This window comes from Variovorax sp. YR634 (genome assembly GCF_900106655.1).
Taxonomy (GTDB): Bacteria; Pseudomonadota; Gammaproteobacteria; order Burkholderiales; family Burkholderiaceae_C; genus Variovorax.
Genome location: NZ_FNOL01000004.1, coordinates 1 through 14366, shown reverse-complemented (window position 1 = coordinate 14366; position 14366 = coordinate 1). Strand labels below are relative to the sequence as shown.

Here is a 14366-nt window from a genome sequence, read left to right as displayed (position 1 = left end):
GCAAGCAGGCCTTGGAGATCTTTATGAGCAACCCTTTGCTTCGCAGCGTAAGCATCGACGAGCGCCTTCGGTTCCTGAGGGATGGCGTGGTGTGCCTGCGCAAGATCATCTCGCCCGAATGGATCCAGCTGGCCCAGGACGGCATCGAGCAGCAGCGCCGCGCTCCTTCGCCCTACGCGACCGTGGTGGATGCCGACCCGCTCTATCTGCTGATCGACCAGATGCCTTCGATGAAGAACGGCATGCTCCAGCGCGTGGTGTTCGAGTCAGGCGCCGGCGAGATCGCCAAGCAGCTGACCGTGACGAGACGGCTGCGCTGGATTTACGACCAGCTGTTCTACAAAGGCCGCGGCCCTGCCGCCGAGACGCCCTGGCACCAGGACACGTCCTATGGATTGGCGGACAGCCACCGCATCGTGCGTGTATGGATGCCGGTCGACCACATGCCGCGCGAGACCGCCATCGAGGTGGTGCGCGGCTCGCACCTCTGGAAAACGCACTACGGGCTGAGCGGCAGCAAGATCGAGGTGCTGGACGATGAATTCGAACTGCCGGACATCGAAGCCAATCGCAGCGCCTTCGACATCGTGGGCTACGAGGTGGACCCGGGCGACGTGGTGGTCTTCAACTACCGGGCGCTGCACCATGCCGGCCCCGGCGTGAACTTCAACGAGAAGCGCAGGGCCTTTGCCATCCTCTACGCCGACGACGAACTCAGGCTGAGGCATCGTCCGTCCTTGTTGCCCGGGCCGTTGGACACCGCGGGCCTCGCGTGGCGCGACGGACAGAAGACGGGCGATTTTCCTGAGGTGTTTCGCGCCGTGTGAACTCAGTGCTTCTTCAGCAGAACGCGCACCGCCTCGGGCAAGGAGTTGACCTGCGGCATGAAGTGATCGAGCAGCGCGCCGAGGATCACCGCGCTCGCGACCGCGCCCAGCAGCGGCTTCCACGTGAGCCGCACGGCGGCAATGAGCCAGCCTTCGCGCGCCACCCGCACCGCGGCGCGCGCCGACACGTACGAGAAGGCGACTTCGATGGCCACGGCCAGAAGAGCGTCCCAGCTGAAGTACAGCAGCACGAGCGAGCCGGCGCCGAACAAGATGGCCACGCAGATCAGGAAAATGGCGACCACCGGCACGACGATGATCGCGCCTTCGTCCGCGGAACCGGCGACTTCGAGCGCGCCGCTCGCCACGTCGGACAGGGCACTGCCATCGCCGCCGCCACCACCGCCATGGGCATCGCCGACGCTCACGTGGCTCTGGGAGCCGCCGCCGCGTCCGCTGCCGAAGTCAACGTCGGGCGCATCGACATCGAAGTCCGTCCTGCGGCCCTCGACCAGCCGCCTGGCCCACCAGCGCAGCACCAGCAGATAGCCCAGGTACCCCACGCCCAGCGTGAGGAAGTAGCGCACCGCCAGCGAATCGACATGCAGCAGGTGCATCTGCAGCGCCGACACGCCCCACATCAGCAGCAGCGTGAAGGTGCCGATCAGGATGCCGTGCGTGCGCAGGCTGTAGTCGCGATGCAGGTCGCGTTCGACCTGCGTTTCCCACAGGCGCACGGAGCGCCAGTTGGAAAGGATCTTCATTGACCTTCGACGGGAGCGAAGGGTACGCGCTGCGCCACGGCGCACATCAGTTCATAGCCGACGGTGCCCGCGGCTCGCGCGACGTCGTCAATGGGGAGCACGGCGCCCGTCTTGGCCGACTTGCCCCACAGCGTGACCTCGCTGCCGAACTTCGCGTCGGGCACGTTCGTGAGGTCGACGGTGATCATGTCCATGCTCACGCGGCCGACCATGCGGGTGCGCACGCCGTTCACCAGCACCGGCGTGCCGGTGTTGCAGTGGCGCGGATAGCCGTCGGCATAGCCGACTGCCGCCACGCCGATGGTGAGCGGGCCCTCGGCCGTGAAGTTGGAGCCGTAGCCGATGGTGTCGCCGGCCTTCAGCGTCTGCACCGAGATGAGCTGGGTCGACAGCGTCATGGTGGGCTGCAGCTGCCAGTGCGCCGAATCGTGTTCGGGAAAGTCGGGCGCGCTGCCGTACAGCAGGATGCCGGGGCGCACCCAGTCGCCACGCGTCTGGTCGGCGTGGCGCAGGGTGGCGGCGCTGTTGGCGATGGAGCGTTCGCCCGGCAGGTCGCGGGTGACGCGCTCGAAGGTCTCGACCTGGTGGCCGATGCCGCGCGCGCCGTCGGCGTCGCTGAAGTGGGTCATGAGCGAAATCTCGTCGACCTGCGTGAGCGCGTTGAGACGGGTCCAGGCGGAGCCGAAGCGCTCGGGCGTGAAGCCCAGGCGGTTCATGCCCGAATTCATCTTCAGGAACACGCGCTGCGGCTTCAGGGTCTTGTGGGCGGCGAGCATGTCGATCTGCTCGTCGCAATGCACGGTGTGCCAGAGGTCCAGCCGCGAGCACAGCTCCAGGTCGCGAGCGTCGAACACGCCCTCCAGCAGCAGCACCGGGCCGCGCCAGCCGAGGGCGCGCACGCGCTCGGCTTCGGCCAGATCGAGCAGCGCGAAGCCGTCGGCGCCGCGCAATCCCTCATAGACCCGCTCGATGCCATGGCCATAGGCGTTGGCCTTGACGACGGCCCAGACGCGGGCTTCAAGGGCCGAGCGGCGCGCCCGGTCGAGGTTATGACGCAGGGCGTCGGTATGGACAGTGGCGAGTATGGGACGCGGCATGGGTGGTTCCGGGAGAGACTCGGGGACAATGCAGACCACGTTTTAGCATCTTCGGGAATGAGGTCGAACACCGTGGGGACGCCGGATTCCGCGTCGCACCCCCGTGCTATAACCGCCCATTCGCCCGCAACGCGACACTTTTTCACTACCGCCAGCAGACCCTCTGGCCAGCCAGCCCATCGATGAAGCGCGGTTTCTACACGATCATGTCGGCCCAGTTCTTTTCGTCGCTGGCCGACCAAGCGCTTTTCGTTGTTGCCGTCGATCTCATGCGAAGTTCGGGCGCGCCTGAATGGCAGCGCGCGGCACTGGTGCCGATCTTCGCGGTCTTCTATGTGGTGCTGGCGCCGCTGGTGGGGGCCTTTGCCGACGCCCTGCCCAAGGGCAAGGTGATGTTCATCAGCAATGCCATCAAGGTGGTGGGCTGCCTGATGATGCTGTTCGGCTCGCACCCGCTGCTGTCCTATTCGATCGTGGGGCTGGGCGCTGCGGCCTACTCGCCGGCCAAGTACGGCATCCTGACCGAGCTGCTGCCGGCGTCCCAGCTGGTCAAGGCCAACGGCTGGATCGAGGGGCTGACCATCGCGTCGATCCTGCTGGGCATCGTGCTCGGCGGCACGCTGGTGGGGCATGCCATTTCCAGCAAGCTGCTGGCCTTCGATCTCCCGTTCATCGACACCGGCATCGACACGCCGGCCGAGGCCGCAATCGCGGTGCTGATCTTCGTCTACGTGCTGGCGGCCTGGTTCAACACGCGCATTCCGCACACCGGCGTCGAGATGCGCCCGCTGCGCTCCAACCCCGAGCACGGCATGGCGCGCAACATCGCCGCGCTGCTGCCCGACTTCTGGCATTGCAACGCCCGCCTGTGGCGCGACCGCCTCGGCCAGATCTCGCTGGCCACCACCACGCTGTTCTGGGGCGCTGGCGGCAACCTCAAGTACATCGTGCTGGCCTGGGCTTCGCTGGCGCTGGGCTACAACACCACGCAGGCCTCGGCGCTGACGGGTGTGGTGACCATCGGCACGGCCGTGGGCGCCATCGTCGCCTCGATGCGCATGCGGCTGGACATGGCCACGCGCGTGATCCCCATGGGCATCGCGATGGGGCTGATGGTGATCTGCATGAACTTCATCAGCAACGTGTGGCTGGCGGTGCCGTTCCTGATTCTGCTTGGTGGCCTGGGCGGCTTCCTGGTGGTGCCGATGAATGCGCTGCTGCAGCACCGTGGCCACAACCTGATGGGCGCGGGCCGCTCCATCGCGGTGCAGAACTTCAACGAGCAGGCCTGCATTCTTCTGCTGGGCGGCTTCTACAGCGTGTGCACGGGGCTGGGCCTCTCGGCCTATGGCGCAATCAGCGCATTCGGTCTCGTCGTGGCGGGCTGCATGTGGCTCATCAAGCGCTGGCACGAGAACAACCTCAAGAAGTACCCTGAAGAGGTCGAGCACCTCCTGGCCATCGCCCGTAGCGACAAGCATCACTGACATCGCGCGCCCGCGTTGGTGAAACGGCCGGCGCGCCCGGCGCTCCACCCTTTTCCAACGCCACCATGCCCGCGCTCGCCCTGATCTTCAATGCCTTCGTCTGGGGCGTTTCGTGGTTTCCCTTCCGCCAGATCGCAGGCCATGGCATGCATCCGCTGTGGGCCACCTGCCTCATCTACCTGGCCATCGCGACGGTGATGGGCCTCATGCGCCGGCACGCGTGGAAAGGCTTCGCGGCCTTTCCGATGCTGGCGGTGCTGGGCTTCGCGGCCGGCTTCACCAACGTGGGTTTCAACTGGGCCGTGACGCAGGGCGACGTGGTGCGCGTGGTGCTGCTGTTCTATCTGATGCCGCTGTGGAGCGTGCTGCTGGGCTGGCTGCTGCTGGGTGAGCGGCCGACCGGCGGCGCGCTCGCGCGCGTGGCGCTGGCGCTGACCGGCGTGGTGGTGGTGCTGAAGGCGCCGGGCGCCGACTGGCCGGTGCCGTCGAGCCTGCCCGACTGGCTGGGCGTGGCGGCGGGCTTCGGCTTTGCCGTTACCAACATCGCGCTGCGCCATCTGCGGCAGGCTCCGGGCGAGTCGCGCGCGCTGGCGATGTTCTGCGGCTGCGCCCTCGTGGCCGGCATCACGGCGCTGGGCGGCACCGCGCTCGGCGCGTTCGATTCGCCGCTGCACGCCTCGCCGGGCTGGCTCGGCTGGGCGGTGCCGCTGGGCATAGCGTTCGTCTTCGCCAATGTGTGCCTGCAGTACGGCGCAGCCCGGCTCGCGGCCGCCGCGACCTCGGTGATCATGCTGTCGGAGGTGCTGTTCGCGAGCGTGTCGTCGGTGGCGCTGGGTGCGGCCGAGATGAGCCCGCGCATCCTCGCCGGCGGCGCGCTGATCGTGCTGGGCGCCGTCTGGGCGGCGTTTGCACGAACGCCCGCGCGGCGCGATGATCGCGCCTCTTCTCCCATCTGAGGAACAACAGCATGACCAGCGTCTACGACTTCGAGGCCAACCAGATCGACGGCAAGCCGGTGAAGCTCTCCGCCTTCAAGGGCAAGGTGCTGCTGATCGTCAACACCGCCAGCAAATGCGGCTTCACGCCGCAGTTCGCGGGGCTGGAGGCGCTGCATGAGAAGTACGCCGACCAGGGGCTCACGGTGCTGGGCTTTCCGTCGAACCAGTTCGGCGCGCAAGACCCGGGCAGCAACGAGGAAATCGGCGCCTTCTGCACCAGGAACTACGGCGTGAGCTTCCCGATGATGGAGAAGATCGACGTGAACGGCAGCAACGCCGCGCCGCTCTACCAGTGGCTCACCAAGGAAAAGCCGGGCCTGCTGGGCAGCACGGCCATCAAGTGGAACTTCACCAAGTTCCTGATCGGGCGCGACGGCAACGTGCTCAAGCGCTATGCGCCGCTGGACACGCCAGCCTCGCTCACGCGCGACGTAGAGGCCGCGCTGGCGGCGGGCTGAAGCCCCCTGCCCTGCCCTGGCCGCTCAGAACCTGAAGTCGGCCGTCTTCGAGCCCCCGCCCACCGTCACGCTCTGGGTCTTGGCGCCTTCGCCGGGCATGGCCGCATCGATCACGTAGCGCCCGTTCGGCAGGTCGACCAGGCAAACCGGGCCGCTGGCGCGGAACGCCAGGGCTGCGGCGTTGTTGGCGTCACCGCCCTTGATCGTCACGTCGACATTGGCCAGGTAGGCGCCATCGGCACGCGCGAACAGCAATGCCAGCGGATGGTCCTTCATGGCGGCGCGCATGGCCGTCGATTCGTCGGAGCCGATACCACCGCACACATAGCGCGCCGGGCCCGCGCCCTGCCAGGGCGGCATGGCGCCTTGCGCCTGCGCGGCCATCGCACCGGCCGCGCAGGTGCAGGCCAGCAGCACGCGCCGCAGCGTGGAAGGAATAAGGGATGCGACAACATGGGACATGGCACTGGCTCCTTGCAGATTCGGTGCAGCCATGATGCGCCGCGAACCGGCTTCGCGCGAGTCGGACCAACACCCTCCTGCTTGTGCGATCAGGCCTTGTCAGACAGCGCCGCATCCAGCAGTTCGACCCAGTGCCGCACCGGCGTGTCGCCGCTGCCGCTTTGCAGGTGCGTGATGCAGCCGATGTTGGCCGACGCGATGGTGGTGGGCTGCAGCTGCTTCAGGTGGCCCAGCTTGCGGTCGCGCAGCGGATAGGCCAGCTCGGGCTGCAGCACCGAGTAGGTGCCGGCCGAGCCGCAGCACAGGTGCGATTCGTTCATTGCCACGCGCACGTCGAAGCCGAGCGCGCGCAGGTGCGTCTCGACGCCGCCGCGCAGCTTCTGGCCGTGCTGCAGCGTGCACGGCGGGTGATAGGCCACCACGCCCGCAGGCGCCTTCACGCGGGCCTTGAGCGCGGGCACGAGATCGGGCAGCAGCTCGCTCAGGTCGCGCGTGAGCTCGCTGATGCGCGCGGCCTTCAGCGCATAGGCAGCGTCGTGCTGGAGGATGTGGCCGTACTCGCGCACGGTGACGCCGCAGCCCGACGCGTTCATGACGATGGCTTCGACTCCACCTTCGTCAGGACGGCGCTCCACCAAGGGCCACCACGCGTCGATGTTGGCGCGCATCTGCGCCTTGCCGCCGTCCTGGTCGTTCAGGTGGAACTTCACCGCGCCGCAGCAGCCGGCCGCCGGCGCAATCACCGCCTGGATGCCGGCTGCGTCGAGCACGCGCGCGGTGGCGCTGTTGATGTTGGGCATCATCGACGGCTGCACGCAGCCCGCGAGCATCAGCACCTTGCGTGCATGCGTGGCAGTGGGCCATGCGCCGGCTTCCTGCTTCGCGGGCACCTTGGCTTTCAGCGCCTCGGGCAGGAGGCCGCGCACCGATTGGCCGAGCTTCATCGCGGGGCCGAAGAGCGGCGACGACAGGCCCTCCTTCAACAGCCAGCGCTGTGCCGACTCCATCGCGGGGCGCGGCACCTTCTGGTCGACGATCTTGCGGCCGATGTCGACGAGGTTGCCGTACTGCACGCCGCTCGGGCAGGTGCTTTCGCAGTTGCGGCAGGTGAGGCAGCGGTCGAGGTGCAGCTGCGTGCTGCGCGTGGGCTCCTTGCCCTCGAGCACCTGCTTGATGAGGTAGATGCGCCCGCGCGGACCGTCCAGCTCGTCACCGAGCAGCTGGTAGGTCGGGCAGGTGGCGGTGCAGAAGCCGCAGTGCACGCATTTGCGCAGGATGGCTTCGGCTTCGCGGCCTTCGTCGGTGCCGCGAAATTCGGGGGCGAGCTCGGTTTGCATGTCTGTCGGTTCTTGTTGTTTTACGTGGGGGCGAGCAGGCGGCCGCGGTTGAAGATGCCGTGAGGATCGAACTCGCGCATCAGCGCGCGCTGGATGCGTTCGACAGGAGAGCTCAGTACATCGAAGCGCGGGACACTGCCTTGTTGCGTGCCTAGGTCGGGCAGACGGAACAGCGTGGCATGGCCACCCGCCGCGCGTGCGATCTCGCGGATGCGCGCGGCCTGTTCGGGCGCAGCCTTGTACCAGCGCTGGCCGCCGTGCCATTCGATCAGCGGCGCGGCGCCGTCGAGCGAGAGCATGGGCGCGGTCTGCGGCACCGACAGGCGCCACAGCGCATCCGTGCCTTCGTTCGTGGCGAACCACGGCAGTTGCTGGTCGCGCAGCGATTGCCAGTCGGCGGCGGCGCGCGCGTTGTCCTTGCGCTCGCCGCCGAGGTGCGTGCATGCCGCTTCCACCGCGGCGACCGCACCGCGCAAACGCAGATAGAGCGTGCCCTGCCCTTCGTATTCGAACCAGCAACTCGCGTTGAGCGGCAGCGGCCGGCCGCCCCACTCATTGAGCAGCCGCAACGCATCGGTCTGGTTGCAAGCGAACTCGAGCGTGGCTTCGGCGGGCGCCACGGGCAGCACCTTGAGACTCACCTCGGCGATCACGCCCAGCGTGCCGAGCGAGCCGGCCAGCACGCGTGAGACGTCGTAGCCCGCGACGTTCTTCATCACCTGGCCGCCGAAGGTCAGCACCTCGCCGCGGCCGTTGACGATCATGGCGCCGAGCACGTAGTCGCGCACCGCGCCGACGCTGGCGCGCGCCGGGCCGCTGAGGCCTGCGGCGACCATGCCACCGACGGTGCCGTTGCTGCCGAAGCACGGCGGCTCGAACGGCAGGCACTGGCCCTTCTCCGCCAGCGCCGCTTCGAGTTCGGCGAGCGGCGTACCGGCGCGCGCGGTGACGACCAGCTCGCTGGGCTCATAACTGGTGATGCCGGCGAGCGCGCGCGTGTCGAGCAGCTCGCGTTGCGGCGTCTCCCCGTAGAAATCCTTGGTGCCGCCGCCGCGAATGCACAGCGGCGTGGCGTCGGCAGTGGCGGCGCGGATGCGCTCGACGATCTGGTGGAGTGCGTTGTCCGTCTCCATCAGAACCTCGGCAGATCCGGGTGCTGCAGCTTGCCCCCGCGCACCACCTGCTTGCCGTACTCGGCGCAGCGCTGCAGCGTGGGAATCACCTTGCCGGGGTTCAGCATGCCCTCGGGATCGAAGGCGCGCTTGACGCCGAACATCTGCTCGTTCTCCGCGGCGGTGAACTGCACGCACATGCTGTTGAGCTTTTCCACGCCCACGCCATGCTCGCCCGAGACGGTGCCGCCCATCGCGACGCTGGTCTCCAGGATGTCGGCGCCGAACAGCTCGCAGCGGTGCAGCTCGTCGGGGTCGTTGGCGTCGAACAGCACCAGCGGATGCAGGTTGCCGTCGCCCGCGTGGAACACGTTGCAGCAGCGCAGGTTGTATTTCTTCTCCATCTCCTGGATGGCCAGCAGGATGTCGGCCAGGCGCTTGCGCGGAATGGTCGAGTCGAGGCACATGTAGTCGGGGCTGATGCGGCCCGAGGCGGGGAACGCGTTCTTGCGCCCGCTCCAGAACTTCATGCGCTCTTCTTCGCTGCTGCTCACCGCGATGGCGGTCGCGCCGCAGCCACGCAGCACGCCGGTCATGCGGCCGATTTCTTCTTCCACTTCCTCGGGCGTGCCATCGGATTCGCACAGCAGGATGGCGGCGGCATCGAGGTCGTAGCCCGCGCGCACGAAGTCTTCGACGGCGGCGGTCATGGGCTTGTCCATCATCTCCAGCCCTGCCGGAATGATGCCGGCCGCGATCACCGCGGCCACTGCGTCGCCGGCTTTGCGCACGTCGTCGAAGCTGGCCATGATGCAGCGCGCGAGCTGCGGCTTGGGCACGAGCTTGACGGTGACTTCGGTGGTCACGGCCAGCATGCCTTCGCTGCCGATGACGAGCGCGAGCAGGTCGAGCCCCGGCGCGTCGAGCGCCTCGCCGCCGAATTCGATGGGCTCGCCTTCGGCGGTGAAGCCACGCACGCGCAGCACGTTGTGCAGCGTCAGGCCGTACTTCAGGCAGTGCACGCCGCCCGAGTTCTCGGCCACGTTGCCGCCGATGGTGCAGGCGATCTGGCTCGACGGATCGGGCGCGTAGTAGAGGTTGAAGGGCGCGGCCGCCTCGCTGATGGCGAGGTTGCGCACGCCGCACTGCACGATGGCCGTGCGGCTGACCGGATCGATCTTCAGGATGCGGTTGAACTTGGCGAGCGACATGGTCACGCCCATGGTGTGAGGCATGGCGCCGCCCGAGAGCCCGGTACCCGCCCCGCGCGCCACCACGGGCACGCCGAGCTGGTGGCAGGTCTTGAGCACGGCGGCCACCTGCGCCTCGGTTTCGGGCAAGGCCACCACGAGCGGGCGGGCGCGGTAGGCGGTGAGGCCGTCGCACTCGTAGGGGGTGGTGTCTTCTGCGTGCCAGATCAGGGCGTGGGCTGGCAGATGAGCCTGCAGCGCTCGCACCACCTGGGACTGGCGCTCTGTTTTCTGTAGCGAATCGTTTTGCGTGGGGGTGAGCGGCGCGTTCATGCGGCGACCTCTTTTCTTCTGCTCGCGGGATGTCTCGGTTCTACCCGCACTCTACGGACATTGCGGCAGGCCCGGGTTGATGGATTTTTGCCGGGCGCTTGAAAGAACTTCGCGGGTTCAGCGCAGGCTCTGCTCGAGCCAGTCGGCAAAGGCCGCGCATTCCCAGCGCTCGAGCGTGCCCGGCTGCCAGCAGATGTAGTGCCGGTGCGGCGACAGCACAGCCTGGTCGGACAGCGCCACCAGCCGACCCGATTCGAACCACGCCGCGCCCATCTTCTGCCGTACCAGCGCCACGCCGAAGCCGCTGGCCGCGGCGTCGTACACAAGCCCCAGGTCGTTGAACTGCGAGCCGATGTTGGGCTCGGGCTGGTCGAGCCCGCAGCTCGCGAACCAGGTGCCCCAGGGTTCGAGCGGGCTGCGGATCAGCCGTGCGCTGGCAATCTCCGCCGCAGTGCGAAAACCGGTGAAGGGGCCGAACTCGTTGAGGTAGCTCGGGCTGCAGGCGGGCACGACCTGCTCCTCGAGCAGGAGCCGGTGCTCACAGTCGGCGTACCCGCCGGGGCCGTAGCGCACTTCGAGGTCGGCCTGCTCGGCCGTGACGTCGAGCAGCGGGATCGACACCTGCAGCACCAGTTCGATGTCTGGATAGATGTTGCGGAACAGCTCCAGCCTCGGCATGAGGAACTGGCGGCTGAAGGTCGGCGTGACGGCGATGCGCAGGCGCGTGGCGCGTTGGGCTGCGTTGGCGCCGAGCGGCGTGGCCTGCAGCGCAGCAAGCCCCGTGCGCACGTTCGCGAGGTAGGCTGCACCGTCGGCCGTGAGGCTGAAGTCGCTGCGGCCGAAGAGCTTGAAGCCGATGTGCGATTCGAGCTGTCGGATGCGGTGGCTCACCGCACTGGGCGTGACGCACAACTCATCGGCTGCGCGGCCCGCGTGACGCAGCCGGGCCACTGCCTCGAAGGTCAGCAGGCACTGGATGGGTGGGATGTGTTGCAGGGCCATGCGGTTCTTGTGCTTTTGTTCAGGGCGCGTGCGAATGACACCGGGTACTCCCCTGCGCGAATGTCCCCCGTCGACGTGATCGCGCGCCCTGAACAAACCACGTCACAACCCACCCTAGTCCTCGAAGAAGCTGACCGGCAACCCAGGCGTATCGACCCGCATGGAAATCACCGTGCCCGAGGCGGGAAGTCGCTCGATCTCGGCAGCAGGCCGACCCTTGCGGCCGCTGGTGACGAACAACGTCTTCAGGTCATCGCCGCCGAAGCAGGGCATGGTCGGGCATTGAACAGGCACGGGAACAGAGGCCACGATTTCGCCCGAAGGTGCAAAGCGCAGCAGCTGCGCGCCTTCGAACATGGCAACCCAATAGTGGCCTTGCGCGTCGATGGTGGCGCCGTCGGGGCGGCCTTGGTAGCCCATCGGTGCTTCGGGCGTCCAGCCCTCAGGCTTGGCGTCGAACTGGTGGAACACGCGGGCGTGCGAGAGCGAGTTGCCCTCGGCGTCCCAGTCCCACGCGCACACCACGTGCGCAGCGGTGTCGGCCCAGTAGAGGGTGCGGGCATCGGGCGAGAAAGCGAGGCCGTTGGCGGTGGTGGACTCGTTGGCCATCTGCGTCAGCGTGGGCGAGACGCCGGTGTCGGGGCGTGCATCGAAGCAATAGAGCGCGGCATTGGCGCGGTCCTTGGCTTCGTTGAGCGAACCGCCCCAGAAGCGGCCCAGCGCGTCGCACTTGCCGTCGTTGAAGCGCATGGTGCGCACGTCGTGCTCCACGCGCGCCATCGCGACCAGTTCGCCGCCCCACTCGCGCGCGCGGTAGATGCCGTCGCGCAGCGCAATCACGAGGCCGCCACTGCGCGCGGGCGCCATGCAGCCGGGCTCGGTGGACAGCGGCCATCGCTCGACCCTGGCATTGGCGGAGCCGATGTCGCCGCAGGTGCGCAGCACGGCGCGGCCGGGAATGTCGAGCCAATAGAGCGAGCGCTCCTGGGGATGCCAGAACGGCGACTCGCCGAGTTCGCAGAGGCTGTCTTCGAGGGAGGTCCACATGGTGTCGCGATTGTGCCCCCGGCCATCGCGGCAAAGGGCAAAAAAAAGCCCGCTGGCGCCGGAGCGCTTGCGGGCTGAACATCCAAAGGAGACCTCGCTTGAAAAACTCGTTACGAAGAATTGTTCTTGTAAAAGGTGGTGGTGGTCGTTTCAGTGGCGGGGCTGCCCGAAGGCAACCCGGCCAGAGCAGATCAGCGGTTGTAAGCCGTTTCGCCGTGCGACGAGATATCGAGGCCTTCGCGCTCTTCCTCTTCCGACACACGCAGGCCGAGGGTCAGGTCGGCGATCTTGTAGGCGATGAAGGCAACCACGCCGGACCACACGACGGTGAGCGCCACGCTCTTGATCTGGATCCAGACCTGTGCGCCCATCGCGAAGGTGTCGGGCGTTGCGCCGCCGGTGCCGCCAAGGCCCTTGGCCGCGAACACACCAGTCAGGATGGCACCCAGGATACCGCCCACGCCGTGCACGCCGAACACGTCGAACGCGTCGTCGGCACCGAGCATGCGCTTCAGACCGCCCACGCCCCACAGGCAGACCAGGCCGGCCAGCAGGCCCAGCACGATCGAACCCATCGGGCCGATGAAACCGGCGGCAGGCGTGACGGCCACGAGGCCGGCAACGGCACCGGACGCAGCGCCCAGCATCGAGGCCTTGCCCTTGTGCAGGCTTTCACCCAGGATCCACGACAGGGCCGCGGCAGCGGTGGCGAGCACCGTGTTGATGAAGGCCAGGCCGGCGACGGCGTTGGCAGCACCAGCCGAGCCGGCGTTGAAGCCGAACCAGCCAACCCACAGCAGCGAAGCGCCGACCATGGTGAGCGTGAGCGAGTGAGGCGTGAACGCTTCCTTGCCGTAGCCGACGCGCTTGCCGACCATGTAGGCGCCGACCAGGCCGGCCACACCGGCGTTGATGTGCACCACGGTGCCGCCAGCGAAGTCGAGTGCGCCGTCCTTGCCCAGCAGGCCGCCGCCCCACACGATGTGGGCAATTGGCACGTAGCTGAAGGTGAACCACAGCACCGAGAACAGCAGCACGGCCGAGAACTTGGCACGCTCTGCGAACGCGCCGACGATCAGCGCCACGGTGATGGCCGCGAAAGTGCCCTGGAAGGCGACGAACACGTATTCGGGAATCGTGGTCAGCGCGCCGAAGGTCTCCTGCGTGATGCCCTTCATGAAGATCTTGTCGAATCCTCCGAAGAAGTTGCCGTCACCGGAGAAGGCCAGGCTGTAGCCGTAGATGGCCCACAGGATGCTGATCAGCGAGAAGATCACGAAGACCTGCATCAGCACCGACAGCATGTTCTTCGAGCGGCCCAGGCCACCGTAGAACAGCGCGAGGCCGGGAATGGTCATCAGGATCACGAGAAGCGTCGAAGTCAGCATCCAGGCGGTGTCGCCGGAGTCGATCTTCGGAGCGGGTGCGGCGGCGGGCGCCGCGGGAGCTGCGTCGGCGGCAGCGGCCGGAGCTGCTGCGGCTGCAGGCGCGGCAGCGGGGGCCGATGCCGACGCGGCCGGTGCTTCGGCCGTGGCCGCAGCGGGGGTTTGCGCGAAGCCGGCAGTACCGGCAGCCAACACGCTCAAGCCGAGCGCAAGAGAGACAAGCAGTTTTTTCATAATCGTTGTTCTTTCGGGCCTGGACTCGATCAGAGGGCTTCGCGGCCCGTTTCGCCGGTGCGGATGCGCACGACTTGTTCGAGGTTGTAGACAAAAATCTTGCCGTCGCCGATCTTGCCGGTGCGTGCCGCGCCTTCGACAGCCTCGATCACGCGATCGACCAGGTCGTCGGAGACGGCCGCTTCGATCTTGACCTTGGGCAGGAAGTCGACCACGTACTCCGCGCCGCGGTAGAGCTCGGTGTGCCCCTTCTGGCGACCGAAGCCCTTGACCTCAGTGACGGTAATCCCCTGCACGCCGATGGCCGACAGTGCTTCGCGCACCTCATCGAGCTTGAACGGTTTGATGATGGCTGTGACCAGCTTCATGAGTTTTCTCCTTCGGATGGAAATGGAATGGTGCGGCAGCTTGGGCCGCACCTCGTTGTTGTATGGATTACAGCGTCTTCGTCAGCGTGAGGATGAAGCGCGCCTTGTTCGGCGAGTAGGTCGTCTGGCCGAAGGTGCCGAAGCCGAGGTCGACGCCCGGGTTGGCCACCGCGAGGTACGAGCTCTTCTTGTTGGCGCCCTGCACCGAGCCGGTCAGCGACAGGCCGTTGCCGAAGTCGTAGCTCGCGCCGACGTTGTAGTCGAC

Annotated in this window: 14 protein-coding genes and 1 pseudogene; 4 read left to right on the top strand and 11 right to left on the bottom strand. The window is 67.3% G+C overall.

Annotated features, from left to right (window positions below; translation table 11 throughout):
- The first annotated feature begins 23 nt into the window (after nt 1-23).
- Nucleotides 24-827 carry a phytanoyl-CoA dioxygenase family protein gene (locus BLV60_RS09055; protein ID WP_093053279.1) on the top strand — a complete coding sequence of 268 codons (804 nt, stop codon included), beginning with the start codon at nt 24-26 and terminating at the stop codon, nt 825-827.
- Between the two features lie 2 nt (nt 828-829).
- On the opposite strand, the gene BLV60_RS09050 is transcribed toward BLV60_RS09055, so the two are convergent.
- Nucleotides 830-1591, bottom strand: coding sequence for a hypothetical protein (locus BLV60_RS09050; protein WP_093053276.1), 762 nt, complete (start codon nt 1589-1591; stop codon nt 830-832).
- Nucleotides 1588-2688, bottom strand: a complete 1101-nt coding sequence (gene alr / locus BLV60_RS09045) for an alanine racemase (RefSeq protein WP_093053273.1) — start codon at nt 2686-2688, stop codon at nt 1588-1590. The genes BLV60_RS09050 and alr overlap by 4 nt, the downstream gene beginning before the upstream one ends.
- A 182-nt stretch (nt 2689-2870) precedes the next feature.
- On the opposite strand from alr, the gene lplT reads away from it, so the two are divergent.
- The 3 genes from lplT to BLV60_RS09030 all read left to right on the top strand — a co-directional run bounded on the left by lplT (nt 2871) and on the right by BLV60_RS09030 (nt 5631).
- Nucleotides 2871-4175: a lysophospholipid transporter LplT gene (lplT, locus tag BLV60_RS09040; protein ID WP_093053270.1), complete on the top strand. Its 1305-nt coding sequence runs from the start codon at nt 2871-2873 to the stop codon at nt 4173-4175.
- Nucleotides 4176-4240: 65 nt separating this feature from the next.
- Nucleotides 4241-5131 carry a DMT family transporter gene (locus BLV60_RS09035; protein ID WP_093053267.1) on the top strand — a complete coding sequence of 297 codons (891 nt, stop codon included), beginning with the start codon at nt 4241-4243 and terminating at the stop codon, nt 5129-5131.
- Nucleotides 5132-5142: 11 nt separating this feature from the next.
- The gene (locus tag BLV60_RS09030; RefSeq protein ID WP_093053264.1) at nt 5143-5631 is read left to right on the top strand and encodes a glutathione peroxidase; all 489 of its coding nucleotides are present in this window, start codon (nt 5143-5145) and stop codon (nt 5629-5631) included.
- 24 nt (nt 5632-5655) lie between these two features.
- On the opposite strand, the gene BLV60_RS09025 is transcribed toward BLV60_RS09030, so the two are convergent.
- The 9 genes and pseudogenes from BLV60_RS09025 to BLV60_RS08985 form a co-directional block, all read right to left on the bottom strand.
- On the bottom strand, nt 5656-6093 hold the full coding sequence (locus tag BLV60_RS09025; protein ID WP_093053261.1) for a hypothetical protein: 438 nt from the start codon (nt 6091-6093) through the stop codon (nt 5656-5658).
- A gap of 89 nt (nt 6094-6182) precedes the next feature.
- Nucleotides 6183-7430: a glycolate oxidase subunit GlcF gene (gene glcF, locus BLV60_RS09020; protein WP_093053258.1), complete on the bottom strand. Its 1248-nt coding sequence runs from the start codon at nt 7428-7430 to the stop codon at nt 6183-6185.
- 20 nt (nt 7431-7450) lie between these two features.
- The gene (gene glcE, locus BLV60_RS09015; protein WP_093053255.1) at nt 7451-8563 is read right to left on the bottom strand and encodes a glycolate oxidase subunit GlcE; all 1113 of its coding nucleotides are present in this window, start codon (nt 8561-8563) and stop codon (nt 7451-7453) included.
- Complete coding sequence (locus tag BLV60_RS09010; protein WP_093053252.1) at nt 8563-10065, bottom strand: FAD-linked oxidase C-terminal domain-containing protein; 1503 nt, start codon at nt 10063-10065, stop codon at nt 8563-8565. Before BLV60_RS09010 ends, glcE begins: the two co-directional genes overlap by 1 nt.
- Before the next feature lie 117 nt (nt 10066-10182).
- A complete protein-coding gene (locus tag BLV60_RS09005; RefSeq protein ID WP_093053249.1) occupies nt 10183-11067 on the bottom strand; it encodes a LysR substrate-binding domain-containing protein in 885 nt (294 codons plus the stop codon).
- Nucleotides 11068-11181: 114 nt separating this feature from the next.
- Nucleotides 11182-12114, bottom strand: a complete 933-nt coding sequence (locus BLV60_RS09000) for an SMP-30/gluconolactonase/LRE family protein (RefSeq protein WP_093053244.1) — start codon at nt 12112-12114, stop codon at nt 11182-11184.
- A gap of 191 nt (nt 12115-12305) precedes the next feature.
- Complete coding sequence (locus tag BLV60_RS08995) at nt 12306-13733, bottom strand: ammonium transporter (RefSeq protein WP_093053241.1); 1428 nt, start codon at nt 13731-13733, stop codon at nt 12306-12308.
- A 29-nt stretch (nt 13734-13762) separates the two neighbouring features.
- Nucleotides 13763-14101, bottom strand: a complete 339-nt coding sequence (gene glnK / locus BLV60_RS08990) for a P-II family nitrogen regulator (RefSeq protein ID WP_007833403.1) — start codon at nt 14099-14101, stop codon at nt 13763-13765.
- 67 nt (nt 14102-14168) lie between these two features.
- Nucleotides 14169-14366, bottom strand: a pseudogene (locus tag BLV60_RS08985) (hypothetical protein); the annotation flags it as partial.

Coding starts and splice junctions, on each gene's coding strand:
- alr (WP_093053273.1), bottom strand. CDS start 2,688: ATGCCGCGTCCCATACTCGCCACTGTCCATACCGACGCCCTGCGTCAT.
- BLV60_RS09005 (WP_093053249.1), bottom strand. CDS start 11,067: ATGGCCCTGCAACACATCCCACCCATCCAGTGCCTGCTGACCTTCGAG.
- BLV60_RS09000 (WP_093053244.1), bottom strand. CDS start 12,114: ATGTGGACCTCCCTCGAAGACAGCCTCTGCGAACTCGGCGAGTCGCCG.
- lplT (WP_093053270.1), top strand. CDS start 2,871: ATGAAGCGCGGTTTCTACACGATCATGTCGGCCCAGTTCTTTTCGTCG.
- glcF (WP_093053258.1), bottom strand. CDS start 7,430: ATGCAAACCGAGCTCGCCCCCGAATTTCGCGGCACCGACGAAGGCCGC.
- BLV60_RS09035 (WP_093053267.1), top strand. CDS start 4,241: ATGCCCGCGCTCGCCCTGATCTTCAATGCCTTCGTCTGGGGCGTTTCG.
- glnK (WP_007833403.1), bottom strand. CDS start 14,101: ATGAAGCTGGTCACAGCCATCATCAAACCGTTCAAGCTCGATGAGGTG.
- glcE (WP_093053255.1), bottom strand. CDS start 8,563: ATGGAGACGGACAACGCACTCCACCAGATCGTCGAGCGCATCCGCGCC.
- BLV60_RS09050 (WP_093053276.1), bottom strand. CDS start 1,591: ATGAAGATCCTTTCCAACTGGCGCTCCGTGCGCCTGTGGGAAACGCAG.
- BLV60_RS09030 (WP_093053264.1), top strand. CDS start 5,143: ATGACCAGCGTCTACGACTTCGAGGCCAACCAGATCGACGGCAAGCCG.
- BLV60_RS08995 (WP_093053241.1), bottom strand. CDS start 13,733: ATGAAAAAACTGCTTGTCTCTCTTGCGCTCGGCTTGAGCGTGTTGGCT.
- BLV60_RS09025 (WP_093053261.1), bottom strand. CDS start 6,093: ATGTCCCATGTTGTCGCATCCCTTATTCCTTCCACGCTGCGGCGCGTG.
- BLV60_RS09055 (WP_093053279.1), top strand. CDS start 24: ATGAGCAACCCTTTGCTTCGCAGCGTAAGCATCGACGAGCGCCTTCGG.
- BLV60_RS09010 (WP_093053252.1), bottom strand. CDS start 10,065: ATGAACGCGCCGCTCACCCCCACGCAAAACGATTCGCTACAGAAAACA.